The following is a 19,864-nucleotide window of genomic DNA, read 5'->3' on the forward strand; positions in this document are numbered from 1 at the left end:
CCGGGGGAAGTCCCGGGCCGCGCCCCGCCGTTCAGCCGCGGGTCACGGCTTGATGCGCACGATCTGCGGGTCGTGGTCGCTCGCCTGGGCGGCGAACTCGCTGTTGACGTGCACCACGTCGTAGTCGACGTGCTGGCGCTTCAGGCCGGGGCTGACCAGGATGTGGTCGAGCACCTGGGAGTTGCCCTGGTAGACGTACGAGTAGCGCTCGGACGCCGGCAGCTCGTTGACCAGGTCGCGGAGCACGCCGCCCTCGGTGAGGGTCTGCAGCGCGGGCGAGAACTGGTAGTCGTTGAAGTCGCCGAGGGAGACCACGCGGGCGCCCGGGTCGGCGGCGAGCAGCTTCGCCACGAAGGCGTGCTCGACGGCGGCCTGCTTGGTCCGCTGCACCTCGGAGCTGCGGGTCGGGGCCTGGAAGCGGCTGTCGATGCCCTGGTCGCCGCCCTTGCTGTTGAAGTGGTTGGCGATCACGAAGACCGGCTTGCCCTTGAAGGAGAACTGGCCGACCAGCGGCTTGCGGCTGGTCGTCCAGGCCTCGTTGCCCGGGTCGATGCGGCCCGGGGAGGCGGTCAGCGCGGTGGCCTTGCCGGTGCCGGTGACGTCGACCGCGGTGGTGGCGTCGCCGCCCGGGATGTCGGTGAAGGAGATCCGGGCGGGGTTGAAGAGGAAGCCCTGGCGGATGTTGCCGCCGGGCTCGCCGCCGTCCTTGCCGTCGACCGGGTCGATGGAGCGCCACTCGTAGGCCGGGCCGCCGGCGGCCTTGATGGCCGCGACGAACTTGGCGACGGTGGCGCCGGCGGTGACGGTGCCGTCGTTGACCGCGCCGTTGTCGTCCTGGATCTCCTCGAGGGCGACCACGTCGGGCGAGCGCAGGTTGGTGACGATGCCCTGGGCGAGCTGGGCGAACTTCTCGTCCGGGTCGGACGGGTCGAGGTTCTCCACGTTGTACGTGGCGATGGTGGCCTCGCTCGGCAGCGGGCGGGCGGTGACCTCTCGCTTGAGCCCGTTGTCCTTGAGCGCGCCCATCGTGGTGGCCGCGACGGTGTAGCCGCCGAACTGGTTGTAGTCGAGCGGGCCGGCGGTGGTGCCGGTGAGGCGGTCGCCGACGTTGGCGACCGGGAAGGCGCCCTCGGCGGCCGGGATCAGCGACTGCACCATCAGGCGGCCGGTGTTCGGCCTGTCGTAGCCGAGGTAGACGACGCCGCCGCGGCGGGTGGCCGGGTCCTCGCAGGAGGCGTCCACCCACAGCTCGCCGTACTTGTCGGTGGCCTGGACGACGCGGGCGTCGGCGACCTCGACCCGCATGCCCTCCAGCGACTCGTACAGGTCGAGCGCGTAGGCCGCGGGCTGCAGCGGCAGGTTCTCGATGGTGGCGCCGGCGGCCTCGGGGGCGTAGGCGGCGGGGATGCTGCGGCCGTCGAGGCGGACGGCGGCGGGCAGCGGGTTGCCGGAGGAGAGCACGGTGGTCTTCGGCGCGCTCAGCTCGGTGACGGACTGGCTGCCGCCGGTGAACGACGGGTAGTACTCGGTGACCTTGGCGGTGACCAGCACCGAGTCGCCGACCTTGACGGTCGGGGCGGCGCTGCCGGTGTAGACGAAGATCGCCTCGCTGGTGGCCGGGTCGGCGTCCGGGGTGGCGTCCTGGATCCAGAAGCCCTTGGAGCCGGTGGTGCGCACGCCGGTGACGATGCCGGGGATGCCGGGGATGGTGCTGCCGGCCTTCGGGGATATCCGGGTGTTGCCCTGGACGTCGTGGATGCGGACGGTGCCGGGCTCGGTCGGGCCGGTGGCGCCGGAGCCGTCGCCGGCGTCGGCGGTCTCGCCCTTGCTGTTGACCGGGGTGGGCACGCCGGCCTTCAGGTCGGCGGCGTTGTCGTCGGTGTCGGGCAGGCCGGCGCCGCGGGCGACCGAGGCGGTGTTGCTCGCGCCGGCGGCGGAGGCGCTGCCCTCGTGGACGACGGCGGTGCCGAAGCCGACCAGGTCGCGGATCCGGGTGTCGGCGGCGCAGTCCGCGGCGGTCTTGCAGGTCAGCGGGGCGGTGCCCTGGACGAGCGCGACGGTGCCGGAGGTGCCGGACAGGGCGAGGGTGCCGGAGGCGTCCGGGGTGGGCAGGGCGACGGTGCCGCCGGTGCCCGCGGCCTCGGCGATCAGGAAGCGGCCGCCGGGCGCGATCGCGCCGCTCAGCGGGGTGACGCTCCAGGTGCTGCTGGCGCCCGGGGTGCCGGAGATGTACTGGACGCTCCAGCCGTCGAGGCCGAAGGCGGCGCCGCCCTTGTTGGCGAGCTCGATGAAGTCGTTCTTCAGCGTGGCGCCCGAGTTGCCGCCGCCGCCGTAGACCTCGGAGACGACCGCGTCGGCGGAGGGCGCGGCGGTGGCGAAGGGCAGCGGCACGAGGACCAGCGAGGCCGCCACGGAGGAGGACAGCACGGTCGCGCGCAGCAGTCTCCGGCGGGAGCGGGGGTTGCGGGCGGCGGTGGTTTCGGTCACCGGGAGGGGCTCCTTAATCTGCCGGCGGACGCGGGTCCACCGCGTGCGGGCAGCACGGTCACCCGGCGGACGTGGGCTCGCCGGGTGCTGAGGGTGTGTCAGAGTTGGTGACTACTCGCGTAGATACCGTGCAGTAAGATACGCGCGTAGAAGGTGACGCGACAAGACATCCTGCGTTAACTCTCGGCGGACGCCGCTCGCCCTCCCGCCGCCGAGGCACCGTCAGGGTCCGTACCGGGCAGGCCGCGAGGGGTCTGCCCGGTACGGACGGCCCGCCCGGCTACCCCAGCCGCGCGTCCGCGGCGAGCGAGCCGACCAGCTCCTCCACCCGCCCCTCGGGCAGGCCCCGCGACACGAACCAGGCCCCCACGTTGCGCACGTCCCGCTCCAGGAAGGACAGCCCGCGCGGGTTGGCGACCACGTCGACGATCTGCGGCACGTCGATGATCACCAGCCGGCCGTCGTGGACGAGGATGTTGTACGCGGAGAGGTCGCCGTGCGCGTAGCCGTCGACCGCGAGCAGCGACAGGCTGCGGCCGAGCTGCTCCCACAGGTCCTCGACGTCCGCCTCCTCGGCGCGGAGCTGGGCCAGCCGGGGCGCGGCCGCGCCGTCCCCGTCGCCGACGAACTCCATCAGGATCTCCGTCCCGGTGATCTGCACCGGGTACGGAACGGCCACCCCGGCCGACCAGAGCCGGCACAGCGCGGCGAACTCGGCCCCGGCCCACTGCCCGGCGATGGCCTCCTTGCCGAAGGCGGTGCGCTTGGCCATCGCCCGGGTGATCCGGGACTCCTTGTGCTGACGGCCCTCCAGGTAGCCGGAGTCGCGGTGGAACATGCGGTGCTGGGCGTCCCGGTAGCGCTTGGCGGCCATCAGGGTGCGGCGGCCGGTGCCCGGCACCGCGCGCTCCAGCAGGAAGACGTCGGCCTCCTTGCCGGTCTTCACGATCCCGAGCTCGGTGTCCACGGCCGCGAGTTCGGTCACCACCCAGTCGGGGCGCGGCTCGGGCCCCTTCTCGGTGGGGGTGGACCGGTCCCAGGTGGACCAGCGGTCGCCCTCGGCCGGGCCGTCGGACACGGCCGGGGCGGGGTCGTCGAAGCCCTCCGGGAACGCGGCCGCGGAGGGGACGTACTCGGGCTCGAAGTCGTCGAACCGGTCGGACCGGCGGCCGCGCCGCGGCCCGCCCTTGGGACGGATACGGGAGAAGGAATCGCTGTCGGCAAAGCGCTCGCGCACTGCGGTGGCTCCTGGGGAGTGGCCCACCGGGTACGTCGGACGCGACGCGCTGTCAGCCGGTGGGGAGGTGACGATCGAGGGAGGCGTATGGCGCGCACGCGAAGGCGCGCCGCGACACGGCGGCAACCATCCGGACACACCTCCTCGACGTCGGGTCCTCGCACGGCGTTCGCGAGGACGTCAGCACACTAGCCGCTCCTGCCGGCGGCGCAACCGAATATCGAGCACGGGCGGCACCGCGTCCGCACCTCAGGCCTCCTGCGAGTCCGGGTACGTGGCGTCGATCAGTCCGGCGTAGGCGCGCAGCTCGGGGCGTCCGGTGGGCACCTTCCACCGGCGCAGGGCGTCCATCGACGGCCGGCCGCCCTCCTCGCTCTCGGCGAGGAAGCGCACGACCCGCTGCTGCGCCTCGCTCAACTCGTTGAAGCTCTGCGGCGGTTCGGCGGGAGCGTCCGGGAAGACCAGCGAGAGCAGCGTGCGCGCCGTGTAGTACCGGTCGTGGAACGCTTCGAGGCCCGTACAGCCGGCCAGGCCGGCCAGCACGGCCTCGACCGCCCGGAGCGTCGTGCCTTCGGACGTGCCGGCCAGGGCCATCGCCGCGAGGGCGCAGTAGGAGCCGCTCAGGAAGGACATCGTCCCGGCCCTCTCCGGCGGCCGGGCGACGACCTCGATCAGGGCGTCGACGACGGACGGGCCGGTGATGCCCCACCGCGTCAACGCGAAGGCGGAGGCCCAGCGCAGCTCGACCACCGGGCTGTCCAGGTAATGCTCGACGAAGGGGACGGCCGCCGGGTCGCCGAGCAGACCGAGGGCGACCAACCCCGTCGCCGCGGCCCCGGGCGAGTCCTCTCCGGCGACGAACGCCTGCAACAGCGGGACCGACATCGCCGCGGACTCGGGGAACCAGGCGAACAGGTTCGCCGTCTCGGCCCGCAGTTCGGGGCTGTCCGAGTTCAGCAGGACGGCGAGTTCGGGAAGTGCCTCCCGCGCGGCGTCATAGCAGTGGACCACCGCTTCGGCGTCGATGAGTACCTGCGCCCAGCTGCCCTCGCGCTGTGTGCGCTGCTCGTCGTCCGCCGCCTCCGCGATCCACCGGGCCCAGTCGTCGGCTTCGCCGCGCAGCCCCTCCAGGTGGGCACGATCCTCCCGGGGGTCGTAGCCGTTCGGCAGGTGGTTGTTGTCCAGTCCGATCGCGATGGCGACCAGCAGAGCGACGAACCGATGTCTGTTGACCAATCTCGGGTCGAGTGCCATCCGCACGAGGAACGGAACGGTGTGCACCGCGGCCTGCGATCGCGTGCCCTGGTGCACGATGTGGTTCGCGAGCTGCGCACTCGGCGGGTACCGGCCCTCCCACACCCCCGCCTGCATCGCCCGGAGGTGTCCGGGGACGTCCTCGGCCGTGCCGTACGAGTGCTGGAGTCGGGCCCAGGGCACGTCGTCCAGGCCGGTGAGAGGGTCGGTGTCCGTCACGGCAGCAGATCCTGGCACGCCGGTACGACATCCGGCCCGGCCGGTGCTCCGTGCGACTCCCCGCCAGCCGGCCGCGGGGCCCGCGGAGCGCCGCCCGGCCGCGCTACTCGGCCTCGGCGGCGGCCGGCCCACGGACGGCCGCCGACCACTTCTGCTCGACCTTGCCGAGCTTCCAGTAGGCGATCGCACCGGCCCAGGTGACCACGAAGAGGCCGACGATGGCGTAGCCGACCATGTTGAGGTCGAGTTCGGCGATCCAGCCGATCGGGCCGGCGGTGACGCCGAGCTTCTCGGCGAGCAGGCCGACCAGCTCGACGACGCCGATGACCAGGGCGACCAGCACCGACAGGCCGGTGACGGTGAGGTTGTAGTAGATCTTGCGGACCGGCTTGGAGAACGCCCACTCGTAGGCGAAGTTCATGAACGACCCGTCGATGGTGTCGAGCAGGCTCATGCCGGCCGCGAAGAGGACCGGCAGCACCAGCAGCGCGTACCAGGGCAGCGAGAAGGCGGCGGCGCCGCCGGCCAGGACGAGCAGCGAGACCTCGGTGGCGGTGTCGAAACCGAGGCCGAAGAGCAGGCCGACCGGGTACATGTGCCAGGGCTTGGTGACGGCCCGGGTGACCCGGCCGAGGATCCGGTTGAGGAAGCCGCGCTTGTCGAGCTGGCGCTCCAGCTCCGCCTCGTCGAACTCGCCGTCCTTCATCCTGCGGAAGACCTTGAGGATGCCGTTGAAGGCACCGAGGTTGATCAGGCCGATCAGCACCAGGAAGGTGCCGGAGACGGAGACGCCGATCAGGCCGGTGGCGGTGTGCAGCGCCGACTCGTCGGACTCGACCTGCCCGGCCAGCGAGCGGATGCCGAAGGCCAGCAGCGCGCAGAGGCCGAAGACGATCGAGGAGTGGCCGAGCGAGAACCAGAAGCCGACGGAGAGCGGCCGCTTGCCCTGGCCCATCAGCTTGCGGGTGGTGTTGTCGATCGCGGCGATGTGGTCGGCGTCGAAGGCGTGCCGCATGCCGAGGGTGTAGGCGGTCAGGCCCATGCCGGCGCCGAAGACCTGGCCGCCGACGTCGTAGTGGCGCGGGGCGATCACGGCGAGCAGGGTGAACCAGCCGACGACGTGGAGGGCCAGCACGAAGCCGCCCATGCCGGCGAGCCGGATCCACTCCTCACGGGTGAGCCGGTCGCGCAGACGGCTTGGCGTTGACATGGGAGTCCTCCCGGCAGCGGACGGATGAGCCGGGCCATACTTTCGCCCCCAGGACTCAATTGCAAGTCATGTGCAACTGCTGACCCGGGGCACGCCGAGCTGCACCGATGCACCGGGGGCGCATTCCGCGGAGGACATGTCACACGACGTACCCGATCCCTTAACCTCCCGCGTCTTCCTCCAGCCTCTTCTACGCGCGGATACTCGGCTCGGTGCTCGGATCTACGCGCGGATACCCCAACCGTCCGCGTGCGGTTCCGGGCGCGGGTACCACTGCCCCCCAATCCCCCAACTCCCCACGGAGGAACGGCAGATGATCGGCACTCGCACCATCCGCACGAACGCGGCCCTGGCCGCCGGCGCCGTCCTGGCGGCCACCCTCACCGGCCTCGCGGCGCCCACCGCCCCGGCCGCGGCCGCCACCCCCCACCGGGTGCTCTTCGACAACAGCAAGGCCGAGACCGCCGGCAACGCCGACTGGGTCATCAGCACCAGCCAGCCCGACCCGCTCGGCCAGAACGCCAACCCCGGCACCGAGAAGAGCTGGACGGGCGCCCTCTCCGCCTGGGGCGTCGCCCTGCAGAAGGCCGGCGGCTACAGCCTCAAGACGCTGCCGTCCGGCTCGACCATCAGCTACGGCACCGGCGCCGCGCTCGACCTCGCCAACTTCGACACCTTCGTGATCCCCGAGCCCAACATCCGCTTCTCCACCGCCGAGAAGACCGCCATCATGCGCTTCGTGCAGAACGGCGGCGGGCTCTTCCTCGTCTCCGACCACAGCAACAGCGACCGCAACAACGACGGCTGGGACAGCCCCGAGATCATCAACGACCTCTTCACCAGCAACGGCGTCGACAACACCTCGCCGTTCGGCTTCTCGGTCGACGTGAAGACCATCAGCACCGACAACCCGCGGGCGGTCAACGACTCCGCCAACCCGGTGCTGCACGGCGCCTTCGGCAACGTCACCGGCTCGATCCTGCGCTCCGGCACCACCTTCACCCTCACCCCCTCCGCCAACTCCTCCGTCAAGGGCCTGGTCTACCGGACGGGCTACAGCGGCAACACCGGCGCCTTCTTCGTCACCAGCACCTTCGGCAGCGGCCGGATCGCCGCCTGGGGAGACAGCTCCCCGATCGACGACGGCACCGGCCAGTCCGGCAACACCCTGTACGACGGCTGGAACGACCCGGCCGGCACCGACGCGGCGCTCGCCCTGAACGCCACCGCCTGGCTCGCCCAGGGCAGCGGCAGCAGCACCGGCACCGGCACCGTCACCCTCACCAACCCGGGCGCCCGCACCGCCACCGTCGGCACCGCGACCAGCCTCCAGCTCTCCGCCACCGACACCGCCGGCGGCACCCTGAGCTACACCGCCACCGGCCTGCCCGCCGGCCTCACCCTCAACTCCGCCACCGGCCTGATCAGCGGCACGCCGACCGGCACCGGCACGTCCACCGTCACCGCCACCGCGACCGACTCCACCGGCCCGTCCTCCTCGGCGACCTTCACCTGGACGGTCAACCCCGCGGGCGGATCCGGCTGCACGGCCGCCCAGCTGATCGCCAACCCCGGCTTCGAGACCGGCTCCACCTCGTCCTGGACCGAGACCAACAGCGGCGGCGCCTCCACCATCAACAGCAGCACCGACGAACCGCCGCACTCCGGCAGCTACGACGCCTGGCTGGACGGCTACGGCACCACCAACACCGACACCCTCGCCCAGACGGTGACCCTGCCGACCGGCTGCACCGGTTACGCCCTCTCCTTCTGGCTCCACATCGACAGCGCGTCCTCGACGACCACCGCCTACGACAAGCTGACGGTCACCGCCAACGGCACCACCCTGGCCACCTACTCCAACCTCAACGCCGCCACCGGCTACCAGCAGCGGACCTTCAACCTCGCCGCCTACGCCGGCCAGACCGTCACCCTCAAGTTCACCGGCGCCGAGGACTACACCAAGCAGACCTCCTTCGTCCTCGACGACATCACCCTCAACGTCTCCTGAACACCGGCCGGTTACCCGCCCCCCAGCGGGTAACCGGCACACCCCGCGGGGGCGGGGTCGCCAGCCGACGTGAGCGGCGTGACCGGCCATCTCGGCCAGAACGCTCACCCGGTGGAGCCGTCGAACACCTCGAAGCCCGTCTCCACGGTGCCGCGAAACGCAAGCGCCTCGCGGTCGAGACCGAGGGCGTCGAGAAGGACGTCCAGCGCCCCTACCACGTCCTCCGCCGAGCGCCTCACCCAGACGAACGTGTCGGGGACCACCGCGCCTTCGAGTCGGCTCAGCGCAAAGCCGACCCGCTCGACGCGGAACATGGCGACACCGAGGTGTCCGAGGTCTTCCACCCTGGTACGACGGAGCGGGCTCCCACTCCGGCTCCGGCCCCGGAACCCCGATCACCGCCGTGCCGACCTCCCCGCCCGGACACCACCGCCACATTCGGCGATCGCCGTAGCCCACGGCCCAGATCGGCCCTCACCCGGTGAACGTCTGCGATCACGGCACTGGTCGGCTCCGGTCTTCCGCGGCTACTGTGCGCCCGTGACGACTCCCAGCGTCGAGTGGATCGACCAAGTCGCTCTCCGGGTGACCTGCTCGTACGAGACCTTCGCCCAGCAGCTGCAGGAGAGCAATCCGCAGCTGTCGTGGGTCGTGTCGAGCTACCGGACACGGGCCTTCCCGCTCCGGGTCTTCCTCTCACTGCGGACCGGTCAGGAGCCGGAGGCCGAGGACGTCGTCGTGTGCGTGGACTGCGTGAGCCAACCGGCCGGCATCGCCGTGCAGATCGACGTCTGCCGTGACGGGGGAGAGCTTCTGGACGAAGGACAGGAGATGGCCGTCAGCGAGGTGGGGCCGGACTCGCTCGACCTGGTTGCCGCTGGTGTCGACGCCTTCCTGAGGGACGTATCCGCCGCAGTACTCGGCCACCTCCAGGAGCCCTCCAGGTCGAGCGCTTCTCGATCTGCTCGCTCGAGACACCCTGAGTGCTCCTCCAGCAGCGGCTCGCCGTCGCTGAAGCCGAAGGCCGTGTCGGCGGGGGACAGCACCTCGCCCCAGCGGCCGAATCCGCCGTCGGTGACCTCCAGGTGGATCCGCCTGAGCAGAGCGGGGGCATCGGATGCCCGACCGCGGCCTCGAGTTCGGCCGCGGGTGGCGCCCGTGGTGGCAGCTCGCCGAGGCGGTCCTGTCCGCGGATCCGCTGGAGGATGTCGTCGTCGGTCATGCCGGCGTTGGTAGCAGCCGCCCCTGTTGCTCCGTCAGGGCCGGCGCGCCGGACGGCACTCGACCGAACACCCGGGGAGAGCGGCGCGTGCTTCGGCCCGGCACCGGCCCGTCGCTGCCGCTCGGCACCACGGCGCTCACGCAGCTCCGACTCGCAACAGACGAGCCACAAGTCGGCCAACTCTTCGAGCAAATCGCCGAGGTGTGTGCGTGAGACGCCGCAGAAGGCAGGATGGGTCAGGCCATACGGGCCCACTTCTTGGTCACGCTCGAAGAACCCGTGCGGCAGCATCCACTGTGCGAGTCGTTGGATTCCGTCCGGCGGATGAGGACTTAGGTCAGGTCAAGTTCGCCGACTCGCTGATTCCCGCTGGTCTCCCCGGTCGGCCGGAACCCGAGACCCAGGTAGAAGGCTTCCGGACCGTTTCCGCCCGGGTGCCAGGTGGTCGTCAGGCGAGTGCCGCCGCGGCGGCGAATCTCAGCGGCCACGGATTGCACCGCGAAGCGGCCGTACCCACGCCCTTGTTCCCCGGCTGCGATGTTGAGGCGCCAGAGGCCGGAGCGAAGGTCGGTGCCCCGACCGTCACCGGCGAAGTCGATGTCGAAGAACGCCATGACGAAACCAACGGGCCGGTCGCCGTCAAGGATGAGTCGGGGCCAGGCCGTGTCGGGGTGCACATACGCTTCTGCAAGCGACTTCACGACCGGAGCGACCAGGTGCTCCTGGTCTGGACGCACCTTCAGGCCGATCGCGGCGTCGAAGTTGTCGGGGCTGATGTTCTCCAAGCGGAGCATGGTCTTCATTCGGGAACTGTAAGCCAGTGGATCAAGCGGGATTCTGTGCCCGCCCCACAGGCGGCCTGCCGATCGACCACCGCTCCGACTCGTCAGCCCAGTACACGCACCAACCTCACTCGCGGACCGCGCCGTAATTCACCGTGCACGAGCAGGGCGAGCGAGTAGGGTGACGCAGCCCGTCCGGTGATCAACGGGGGTCGGGTTCGGTGCGGAGGAGGGGGAGACGCATGGAGTCCGACACCGTGGTACGTCCGGGGGCGGCCGGGCCGGAAGGTCCGGGTGGCCGGAGGCGGCCCGGTGCGGTGGGCCAGGCTTCCGCAGCGTTGGTGCTGGCCGGGGGAGTGCTCGGCGCGATGTGGGGGGCGGGCCTGTTCTCCGGCACCCCGGCGCCTGCCGCCGCGGGCAAGCCTGCCGTGTGCAACCCGCCGAAGGCCACCGACTCGCCCGAGTACCCGGCCCTGTGCGCCGCGCTCAACCGCCGCGACCTGCCGGCGCTGCTCGGTGTACCGACGGAGCACGTCTCGGTCGCGCAGTCCGGCGGCGGCCCGACCACCTACTGGGACGGGACGACCGAGTTCGACGCCTCCGCCCAGGTGCAGGTCGGGCCGGTCATGGTCCGCATCTCCCACAACCACGACGTGTCGGTGCGGGACATCGCCGGCCTCGCGAGCCTGCGCGCCGAGCCGGCGACGGTACTGGGCCACCCCGCGGCGCGCTACCGCAGCACCACCCTGGCCCTGGTCTTCAAGGGCGGGAAGAGCAGCACGGGCACCGGCGGCACCGCCCGGCACCTCGCGGTCGCCATCGGCCCGGACGAGGGCGCCGACACCGTCGAGTTCGCCGTCTGGCGCCAGGACGACGAGCCGCCGGACGAGGGGGCACTGCTGCGGATCGCCGAGCAGGTCCTCCCCGCCGTCCAGGGCTGGCTGCCCGCCACTCACGGGTAGGGATCGTCTCAGCGGGCACTCGGGAGGTGCCCCCACGCGCCCCTGGGAGGCATCCGCACGTCCGTGAAGACCACGCCCCGGAGGTTTGGCGTCGCTTCGTCTCAGCCGTGGGCCGCCAGGTCGTGCAGGCGTTCCGGGGCGACGGGTGGGGGCGTCCAGCCGTTGGTGCGGGCGTGGGCGACGAAGTCGGGTGGGAGTTGCAGGTGGTGCTGTTCGACGTGGTGGGCGAGGTCGGCGTGCCAGAGCCAGGTGCCGTCGGTGAGCAGTGCCCAGCTGCCGAGTGAGGGGCCACCCCCGCGAGGGAGTCCGTTCCGCGGAGGGCCCCGCACCGTCGGTCGGTGCGGGGCCCCCGGCGTCTTCCTCGGTCGTCCTCAGCCGGTCGGTGTGCCGACGCGGGCGGTGATCTCGGCGAGGAGGTCCAGGGCCGGGCGCAGGCCGGGCTCCTGGGCCACCGCGCGCTGCAGCAGCACCCGGGCGGCGGCGTCCTCCCCGGCGCGGACGTGTTCCAGCGCCTCGTTGTAGTCGATCCGTCCGGCGTACCGCAGGCGGACCAGTGCCGCGAGGTCCTCCCGGCAGGACGGGCAGCGCAGGCTCTCCGCGTCCGCGGGCACCGCGCACTGCGGGCACGGCACCTCGATGGGCGGTACGGCCGTCATCGGGGATCGACCTCCTCGGGGCGGACCGGCCCGACCTGCTCCGGCATGCTGTCGTTGCCCATCTCGCGCTGCGCCTGCGCGTACAGGCCCAGCAGCGCCGAGTTGTGACGGTTCGCCGCCTCCATGTTGGCCGACTCCACGGCGGAGTCCAGACCGCGCAGCTCCGCCAGGATCCGCTGGCCGAGCGCCGCCGACACCATGTTCTGGCTGACGTAGATGTTGCACATCGTCAGCATCCGGAAGGTGTGGCCCAGCGAGTCGCACAGCTCGTCCGCGGCGGCGGCGGCCGCCATCGCACCGTCCCAGTCCGCGGCCTCGCGGCGTTGCCGCAGCTCGGCCGCGACCGCCCGCAGCCGGCCCAGGTCGCCCACGTCCAGGTGCTTCTCGCAGTACAGGATGAACAGGCTCAGGTACGCCTCGGTGCTGCGCACCCAGCGCTGCGCGTTCAGCAGGAACTGCGCCCGCTCCAGCGCCGCGTCCACCGACTCGCCGCCCGTCCGGCCGCCGGCCATGTCGTCGAGGGTGTCCATCATCCGCTGCGTCTCGCGCAGTTCGGCCTCGGTCAGCTCGTTCGCCCAGCGGTCGGTGAAGTTCTCGATCTGCCGCTGCTGCTCCTCGACCTGGACCTTGCGCTCCGGGTCGAGCTGGTTGTGGCTGAACTTGACCGTCCGCTGCTCGCCGCCCTGGATCCGCACCGACAGGGTGATCGTGCGGTCGCTGTCGAGGCCGAACGACACCTCGACCGGGATCCGGCCGCCCAGCCCGGCGGGCAGCCGCAGGGTGACGTGGCCCATCAGCTCGTTCTGCTGGGCGATCGGCTGCTCGCCCTCGTACACGGCCACTTCGAGGCGCTGCTGCCCGCCGCCGGAGACGACGAACTCCCGGCTGACCGGGGCGGTCGTGGGGTAGTTGGAGCCCTTCGGCATGATCACCGCCAGGCGTCCGTCGTTGAGTTCGATGCCCAGGTCCTTCGGCGTGATGTCGAAGGGGTTGGTCACCTGCATCAGCTGGCCGCAGGACGGGCAGACCTCGGTGCCGGGCGGGTTCACCGCGCTGCAGCCGCCGCAGCGCAGGCCGATGTCCTGTGCTGCCGCGGCCGCCGCCTCGGCCGCGCCGCCCCCGGCGTCGGCGAGCGACTCCCCGCAGAGGCTGCAGGCGGTGGGGGCCCCCCCGCGGGGGGGGGGGGGGGGGGGGGCCCCCCCCCCCCCCGGGGTGCCGCAGCGCGCGCAGTCGCGGGTCTGGGAGACGGCCGCCACGACGGGTGCGGCGGCCTCGGCCTCCAACTGCCGCCCGCACTTGGGGCAGGCGTCGGCCGCGGTGTCCACCGGCAGGTGACACCCGGTGCAGGTCACCCGGGTGCCGCCCAGCAGCGAGGTCGAGCACTCGGCGCACGAGTCCGCGGACAGTTCGGCGGGCGTCCGGCACTCCGGGCACTCCACCTCGGCCACCAGGGCCGACTGCACCGCCGCGCCCAGCGCCACGCACTGCATCGGGTTGACGCCGCGCCGGATCCGCTTCGGTCCGAAGACCTCGCCCAACCGCCGCGCCACCAGCGGGATCGACGTCGAGCCGCCGACCAGCAGCACCTCGTCGATGTCGCCGACGGTCAGGTTGGCCTGCATGATCGCCTTGTGGGTCAGCTCGATGGTCCGCTCGATCCGGGCCTCGATCAGCTCCTCGAACCGGGGCCGCTCGAACACCGTCTCCAGGTCCAGCTGGCCCGTCCCGAGGCCCGCCAGGACGACCTCGGACGTCTGCTGGTTGGACAGTTCGATCTTGGCCACCTCGGCGGCCGAGGCGATCCGCGGCCGGTCCCGCCGGTCCGGCTGGTAGTCCGAGCCGAACTCCTCCCGGATGTCCTCCAGCAGCGCCGTCGCGATGGCGCGGTCGAAGTCGTCGCCGCCGAGCAGGTTGTCGCCCTCGATGCCGAGCACCGACACCGAGCCGGGCACCAGCAGCAGGATCGAGATGTCGAAGGTGCCGCCGCCCAGGTCGTAGACCAGGACGGTGCGTCCCTCGTCACCGGCCTCGATCGTCATCCCGTAGGCGAGGGCGGCGGCGGTCGGCTCGTTGATCACCCGCAGCACGTGCAGACCCGCCATCCGGCCGGCCTCCCGGGTCGCCGCGACCTGGCGTTCGCTGAAGTACGCGGGCACCGTGATGACGGCCCGGTGCAAGGGCTCGCCGAGGCGCTGCTCGGCGTCCTCCTTCAGCCGGTGCAGGACCATCGCCGAGATCTCGATCGGCGTGTAGGAGCGGCCGTCGAACCAGACGTTCACGTCGCCGTCGGTGCCCGCCGTCACCTTGTAGTCGACCTCGTCGAGCGCCGCCTGCACCTGCGGGTCACGGAACTTGCGGCCCATGAACCGCTTGACCGACCGGATCACGTTCTCGCCGTCGAGGGCGAGCCGGCTCCGCGCGTTCGACCCGACCAGCAGTTCGCCCTTGCGGCCGCGGCCGACCACCGAGGGCGTGCCCTCCTGGTTCTGCATGTTGATGACGATCTCCGGCTCGCCCCGGCGCAGTTGGGCCACCACGGAGTTGGTGGTGCCCAGGTCGATACCGAGAGTGCGGTACATGTCGTTCCCCTCTTGTCCCCTGTGTGTCTAGCGCTTGCGTCGCTTGGCCCGCGAGGACCTCGACCAGTTCTTGCGGTTCCTGCCCCCGGCGGCGGCCCTGCCGGTGCCCGCGGGGGCGGCCGGAGCCTCTCGGGCCGCCGCCTGCTCGGCGCCCTCGTGGTTCGGGCCGGCCTCGGCGGTCTCGTCGGTCCCGCCGGTCGAGGCGGTCCCGGCGCCTGCGGTGTCTGCGGGGCCTGCGGTGCCTGCGGGGTCCACGGCGCCCACGGTGGTCCCGGGCAGCTCCGCGGACGGCGGCGGGGGAGCGGTGGCGACCACCACCTGCGCCCGGCGCAGCACCTCGTCGTTCCAGAAGAAGCCGGTGACCACGCTCTGGACGACCGTCTCCGGCTCCAGCCCGGTGCGGGCCTCGGTGCCGACGATCTCGGACAGACCCGGATCGGCGGCCATCCCCTCCAGCCGCATCGGGCGCACCCCCGCCTTGGCCAGCTTGCCGAGCAGTCGGCGCCGGGTCGCCTCGATGCCGGAGGTGCGGCCCAGCCGCACCAGCTCCGGGTCCAGGCTCAGCGCCGCCAGGGCGTCGTCCACGTCGACCAGCAGGCCCAGCAGGTCGCGCTGCGCGGCCCGGGCGGCGCGCGCCTCGTCGTCCCGCAGCCGCTGCAGCAGCGATGCCCGGAAGAGCAACTGGCTGAACGCCTGCGCCAGGTCGACGTCGAGGGCCCGCTGCGGCACCTCCAGCGGCTCGGCGGTCGGCACCGGGGTGCCGGATTCCTGGGTCGTCATGGCGTTCACTCCGGGATCTCGATCGGCGGCAGCACCGACAGGTCGGCGGCGAACTGCGCCGGCACGGGCGGTTCGGCGGCGGTGGAGGCGGGGGCGGGCTCCGCGAAGTCGGCGGCGAGTTCCTCGCGGCGGACGACCAGCAGGGCCGCCGGTGTCACCGGCGGCCGGTCCACGACCAGCAGCGGTTCCTCCAGCACCGGGCGGAGCAACTCGGCCACCCCGTCGACCGGTTCGGGCGGCAGCGGCTGCTGGATGTCCAGCTCCAGACGGCGGTCGGGGTTGCGCAGCAGCGCCGCCGCGTCCTGGATCTGCTGGCGGCTGTGACGGCCCTGCCGCATGGCCGGGCCCACCGCGAGGTTGATCTCGCGCACGCCCGCGGTGGGCGGGATGCCCAGGACCTCGTACGGCGACGGTTCGTGTAGGGGCATGGCGGCGGTCTCTTCTCCTCCGGCTGCAGACGGGCTGCAGAACGGCTTCGGCGTCGGGCGGCTTCGGCGTCGGGCGGTTTCGGCTTCGGGGGCCTTCGGACGGTCGTCGGGACGCGCGCGGGGCGGCGCCCAGGGGGCGGGGTGGCGGCCGGGGGACGGCCCGGACCCGTCAGTGCAGGCGGTCGATCCGGTACTTGAGGCTGCGCAGGCCGGAGTCGTCGGGGTCGCGCGCGACGGCCTTGCCGATCAGCTTCCGGGCCTCCGCGAACCGCCGGGCGTTGGCCTGGCGGACGGCGTGGGCACCGTAGACGACGCCCAGCTCCTTGCGGATGTTGGCCTTGGCGTCCGCCGGACCGGCCATCTGCAGGGCCTGCTCCAGCAGCGTGGCGGCGTCCGTGAACCGGTCGGCCTCGAAGTCCGTCGCCGCCTCGCTGCGCCACACGTTGACGATCACCGCCCGCATCTCGGCGGAGTCGTCGTACGTCTGGGCGCGCCGCAGCATCGACGCCCGCTCGTTGAACGGACGGTCCTGGTACTTCTCCAGCACGTGGTTGGCCAGCACCACCGACACCCGGCGCGGGGCCTCGGCGGCCGCGTCGCCGTCGAAGTCCGCGTCGGCCGCCAGGGCCTCCGTCATCAGTGCGAGGGCCTCGGTGCGCCGCTCGTCGAGGGCGGCGGTGAGCGAGCGGAGCTGGAGCACGTACACCAGGCCCGTCCGGTGGTCGGGGTCGTCGCCGAGTTCGGTGAGCTCCCGCCACAGCTCGGTGGCCTCCACCAGGTCGCCGTCGGGGCCGAGGGCGGTGACCTCGGTGGCCCGGTTGAGCATGGCGGCCTCCAGGAAGTGGCGGGCCGTCGGGTCGTCCGGGGCCAGCGCCAGCGCCTTGCGCAGCAGGACCAGCGCGTGCCGGTAGTCCTTCGTCTCGTTGTTGACCTTGCGGGCCTGCTGGGCGTACGCGGCGCCGAGGTTCTCCAGGACCTCGCGGTGGCCGGGGGAGAGCGCGAGCGCCTGCTCCAGCAGTGCGGCCGCACCGGCCTGGTCGTCGTCGTGCTCCTTGAGCAGCGCGCGGGCGGCGCGCAGACCGGCGTCGGCGCCGAGCGCGGCGAGGTCCTCGCCGACGGCGGGTCCGGGCAGGGCCAGGGCCCGGGTCAGGCACTCCAGGGCCTCGCGCCACTCCTGGTGGCGGTGGTGCTCGGCGGCCTGGCTGGTGAGGGCCTCGCGCAGCAGCAGCTGCCGGGACTCGTCGGTCTCCGCGCCCTCCGCGGTCTCCAGCGCGGAGACCGCCGCGGCGTGCCGGCCCTGGAGCAGCAGGTAGCGCTGCGGGCCGAGTTCGTCGAACAGGCCGAGGGCGTGCGTCAGCGGGTGGACCCCGTAGGGGCCCGGCTTGCGCCACGGCAGCACCGCGTACTCGAACGCACCCTGCCAGGCGGAGAGTTCGCTGCTGGGCGGCGAGGTGCGCAGCAGCCGTTCGAGGGCGGGGCCGACGACGAGCCGGTGGCCGGCGCCGTCGGGGCCGCCGATCAGGACCTCGTCCTCGGCGAAGGCCTCGGCGCAGCGGACCTCCATGCCGAGCCGGACCGTCCAGGCGTCGACCTCGTCGCCGCTCCGGCCGTCGGCCTGGTCGAGCGTCCGCAGGTCGGTGCGGAGCCGGTCGGTGAGCGCGGCGCGGGCGGCGGCGACCCGCGGCGGTTCGGCGTCGCGGCCGGTGAGTCGGGCGGCGGCGTCCCACACCTCGGTCAGGTGCAGGGAGGGGACCAGGCAGCCGATGACCCAGTGCCACAGGTCGGCCCGGTCGGCACTTTCGGCAAGGTCGGACCGGTCGGACCGGTCGGCAAGGCCGGGCAGGTCCGGGTCCGTGGGATCGACGTGCGGCACCTCGACGGGGCCGCGCTGCGCCGGAATGCCGGGGGCCGGTGCGCCCTGCGCGGGCACGCCCTGCATCGGTGCGCCCTGCGCGGGCACGCCCCTGCCGGGCGCGCCCTGGCCGGGGACGGCCGTCGCGAGGCGGTAGCTCACCAGGCCGAGCGCGTGCAGCAGCCGCGGGTGCGACGGGTCCTTGAGCAGCAGGGCGTGGTAGCAGTCCCAGGCCTCCTGGTACCGGCCCTCGGCGGCGTGGCGGGCCGCCTCGTGCTCGGCGAGCACCCCGAGGGCCTCGGCCGCGAGGGCGTGCCCGGGGTTCAGCCGGACGGCCTCCCGCAGGTCGCCGGCGGCGTCCCCGAACCGCCCTGCCCCGACCGCGCGGGCGGCGCGCCGGACGAGCACCGTGGTGCGGGCCCGGTGCGCGGCGGCGGGGAGGGCGGCGAGGGCGGCGTCCAGGTCGTCGTCGTCGGCCTGCAGCAGGCACAGGGCCGCGCGGACCGCGGTGCCGGCCGGGCTGTCGCCCAGGACGGCGGACCACGCGGTGAGCGTCCGCTCGCCCTCCTGCGGCAGACCCGCCCGCAGGGCGCAGTCCAGCACCGCGAGCAGGGACCGCTCGGCGCAGCGGCCGCAGCGCGGCGAGCCGTCGCCCTCCGGGCGGTACAGGTGTGTGGCACAGCCCTCCCGGCCGCAGCCGCCGCAGGCGTCCTCGGCGGTCCGGTCGCAGGGGGCGTCGTCGGCGGCCGCGCGGCATCTCCCGAGGGCCGCGGCCGGGGCCGGGCCGGCGGGGTTCGCCAGGTGGCTGCGGTACCAGTCGAGGGCACCGGTCCAGTTGCCGGCCCGTTCGGCGAGCAGGGCCCGCAGCTGGGCGAGGGCCGGGTCGCCCGCCGGGTCGGGCTCGACCGGTGCGAGCAGGGCGACCGTGCGGGCCGCACGGCCCGTCAGCAGGCCCCCCGCGGCCCGGTGGTAGAGGTCGCGCGGGCCGTCCGCGTCGGTGGGCAGCGCGTCCGGGCCGGCCGCGGAGCCCTGGGCGAGGGCCAGTGCGGCCCGCAGTCTGCCCTCCCGGGCGGAGCCGGCCGGGCCGCCCTTGCCGGGGGCGGGGGAGCCGGCCAGGGCCAGGGCGTTGGCGGCGTCGTCCAGCGCCTGCGGGTCGTCGCGGCGGGTGAGCAGCAGGTGGGCGGCCTCACGGAGGGCGGCCTCGCGCAGCGAGCGGCGCAGCTCCGGCTCGTCCGGGGTGTCGAGGACGGCCTGCTGCCACAGGGCGCGGGCCGCGCCGGGGTCGGCGTCCAGCAGGCGGCGGGCGAGCAGGTCGCGCTGAGTGGCGAGCAGGGCCAGCAGCGTCGGAAGGGCGGGCAGGCCGGGGTCGCGCAGCGGCTCCCAGCGCTCCACGGCGCCGTCGGGGTCGCCGCTGCGGGCCAGGGCGAGACCGTGGTGGAAGGCGGCGGCCGGGCTCCACGGGTGGCCGGCCTCGGCCTCGGTACGGAGCAGCGGCGCGGCGTCCTCGGTGCGGCCGGCGGCGAGCAGGGCGGCGCCGAGCCGGACCTTCGCGGGCTGCCAGTGCGGGTACGCCTCCAGGGCCGTCCGGTAGTCGGCGGCGGCCTCGGCGGGGCGGCCGGCCCGTTCGTGGACCAGCGCGAGGCCGAGCCGGGACGGGGTGTGGCCGGGCTGCGCGGCCTGGGCCGCGGTGAAGTGGCCGTGCGCCTCGTCGTCCCGGTCGAGCAGCAGGGCGAGCCGCCCCAGCGCGTAGTGGGGGCGGGGGTCGGCGGGGGCGGCCGCGGCGGCGTCGGCGAGGTCGGTGCCGGCGCCGGGGTGGTCGCCGAGGAACTGCCGGGCGAGGCCGCGGAAGAGCAGGGCCTCGGCGCGCAGGGAGGCCCCGCGGGCCCACGGCGAGGGCTCGCCGGTGCCGCGCTGGACGGCGCGGCCGAAGGCCTCGACGGCCTCGTCGTTGCGCCCGGCGGCGTGCAGGTGGGCGCCGTGGCGGAACCAGAGTTCGCCGCTGCCGCCGGGTGCGGCGGCGAGCAGGACGGCCTCGGCCTCGCCCGGTCGGCCGCTGTCGCGCAGGAACGCCGACCTGGCCAGTACCGGCCAGTCCCGTCCGGGGAGCGCCTTCAGGGCGGCGGCGGTGGCGCCGGCCCGGGCGGCGCCGGAGGCGTCCCGGTACCGGCGCTGCAGCCAGTCGAGA

The 19,864-nt window shown here is 73.4% G+C and carries 14 protein-coding genes and 1 pseudogene; 2 read left to right on the top strand and 13 right to left on the bottom strand.

Annotation, left to right across the window (positions count from 1 at the left end):
- Positions 1–42: 42 nt before the first annotated feature.
- The 4 genes from ABD353_RS09870 to nicT all read right to left on the bottom strand — a co-directional run bounded on the left by ABD353_RS09870 (position 43) and on the right by nicT (position 6,407).
- Complete coding sequence (locus ABD353_RS09870) at positions 43–2,487, bottom strand: endonuclease/exonuclease/phosphatase family protein (protein WP_344623115.1); 2,445 nt, start codon at positions 2,485–2,487, stop codon at positions 43–45.
- 280 nt (positions 2,488–2,767) lie between these two features.
- Positions 2,768–3,724, bottom strand: coding sequence for a serine protein kinase RIO (locus ABD353_RS09875; RefSeq protein ID WP_344623116.1), 957 nt, complete (start codon positions 3,722–3,724; stop codon positions 2,768–2,770).
- A 249-nt stretch (positions 3,725–3,973) separates the two neighbouring features.
- Positions 3,974–5,197: a HEAT repeat domain-containing protein gene (locus tag ABD353_RS09880; RefSeq protein WP_344623117.1), complete on the bottom strand. Its 1,224-nt coding sequence runs from the start codon at positions 5,195–5,197 to the stop codon at positions 3,974–3,976.
- A gap of 103 nt (positions 5,198–5,300) precedes the next feature.
- The gene (nicT, locus tag ABD353_RS09885) at positions 5,301–6,407 is read right to left on the bottom strand and encodes a Nickel transporter NicT (protein WP_344623118.1); all 1,107 of its coding nucleotides are present in this window, start codon (positions 6,405–6,407) and stop codon (positions 5,301–5,303) included.
- A gap of 313 nt (positions 6,408–6,720) precedes the next feature.
- Here nicT and ABD353_RS09890 point away from each other — a divergent pair, with 313 nt between their 5' ends.
- On the top strand, positions 6,721–8,418 hold the full coding sequence (locus ABD353_RS09890) for a putative Ig domain-containing protein (RefSeq protein ID WP_344623119.1): 1,698 nt from the start codon (positions 6,721–6,723) through the stop codon (positions 8,416–8,418).
- A gap of 104 nt (positions 8,419–8,522) precedes the next feature.
- On the opposite strand, the gene ABD353_RS09895 is transcribed toward ABD353_RS09890, so the two are convergent.
- The 3 genes from ABD353_RS09895 to ABD353_RS09905 all read right to left on the bottom strand — a co-directional run bounded on the left by ABD353_RS09895 (position 8,523) and on the right by ABD353_RS09905 (position 10,443).
- Positions 8,523–8,762 carry a hypothetical protein gene (locus tag ABD353_RS09895; protein ID WP_344623120.1) on the bottom strand — a complete coding sequence of 80 codons (240 nt, stop codon included), beginning with the start codon at positions 8,760–8,762 and terminating at the stop codon, positions 8,523–8,525.
- Between the two features lie 352 nt (positions 8,763–9,114).
- Positions 9,115–9,345, bottom strand: a complete 231-nt coding sequence (locus ABD353_RS09900; RefSeq protein WP_344623121.1) for a hypothetical protein — start codon at positions 9,343–9,345, stop codon at positions 9,115–9,117.
- 627 nt (positions 9,346–9,972) lie between these two features.
- Positions 9,973–10,443 carry a GNAT family N-acetyltransferase gene (locus tag ABD353_RS09905; protein ID WP_344623122.1) on the bottom strand — a complete coding sequence of 157 codons (471 nt, stop codon included), beginning with the start codon at positions 10,441–10,443 and terminating at the stop codon, positions 9,973–9,975.
- Positions 10,444–10,664: 221 nt separating this feature from the next.
- On the opposite strand from ABD353_RS09905, the gene ABD353_RS09910 reads away from it, so the two are divergent.
- The gene (locus ABD353_RS09910) at positions 10,665–11,384 is read left to right on the top strand and encodes a DUF6215 domain-containing protein (RefSeq protein ID WP_344623123.1); all 720 of its coding nucleotides are present in this window, start codon (positions 10,665–10,667) and stop codon (positions 11,382–11,384) included.
- Between the two features lie 101 nt (positions 11,385–11,485).
- Here ABD353_RS09910 and ABD353_RS09915 read toward each other — a convergent pair whose 3' ends face one another.
- The 6 genes and pseudogenes from ABD353_RS09915 to ABD353_RS09940 form a co-directional block, all read right to left on the bottom strand.
- The gene (locus ABD353_RS09915) at positions 11,486–11,713 is read right to left on the bottom strand and encodes a hypothetical protein (protein ID WP_344623124.1); all 228 of its coding nucleotides are present in this window, start codon (positions 11,711–11,713) and stop codon (positions 11,486–11,488) included.
- Between the two features lie 42 nt (positions 11,714–11,755).
- Positions 11,756–12,040 carry a hypothetical protein gene (locus ABD353_RS09920; RefSeq protein ID WP_344623125.1) on the bottom strand — a complete coding sequence of 95 codons (285 nt, stop codon included), beginning with the start codon at positions 12,038–12,040 and terminating at the stop codon, positions 11,756–11,758.
- Positions 12,037–14,619: an Hsp70 family protein gene (locus ABD353_RS09925; RefSeq protein ID WP_344623126.1), complete on the bottom strand. Its 2,583-nt coding sequence runs from the start codon at positions 14,617–14,619 to the stop codon at positions 12,037–12,039. The genes ABD353_RS09920 and ABD353_RS09925 overlap by 4 nt, the downstream gene beginning before the upstream one ends.
- 27 nt (positions 14,620–14,646) lie before the next feature.
- Positions 14,647–15,399, bottom strand: a complete 753-nt coding sequence (locus tag ABD353_RS09930; protein WP_344623127.1) for a nucleotide exchange factor GrpE — start codon at positions 15,397–15,399, stop codon at positions 14,647–14,649.
- Between the two features lie 5 nt (positions 15,400–15,404).
- On the bottom strand, positions 15,405–15,827 hold the full coding sequence (locus tag ABD353_RS09935; protein ID WP_344623128.1) for a hypothetical protein: 423 nt from the start codon (positions 15,825–15,827) through the stop codon (positions 15,405–15,407).
- A gap of 169 nt (positions 15,828–15,996) precedes the next feature.
- A pseudogene (locus ABD353_RS09940) lies at positions 15,997–19,864 on the bottom strand (hypothetical protein); the annotation flags it as partial.

It is taken from the genome of Kitasatospora arboriphila (assembly GCF_039528095.1).
GTDB lineage: Bacteria > Actinomycetota > Actinomycetes > Streptomycetales > Streptomycetaceae > Kitasatospora > Kitasatospora arboriphila.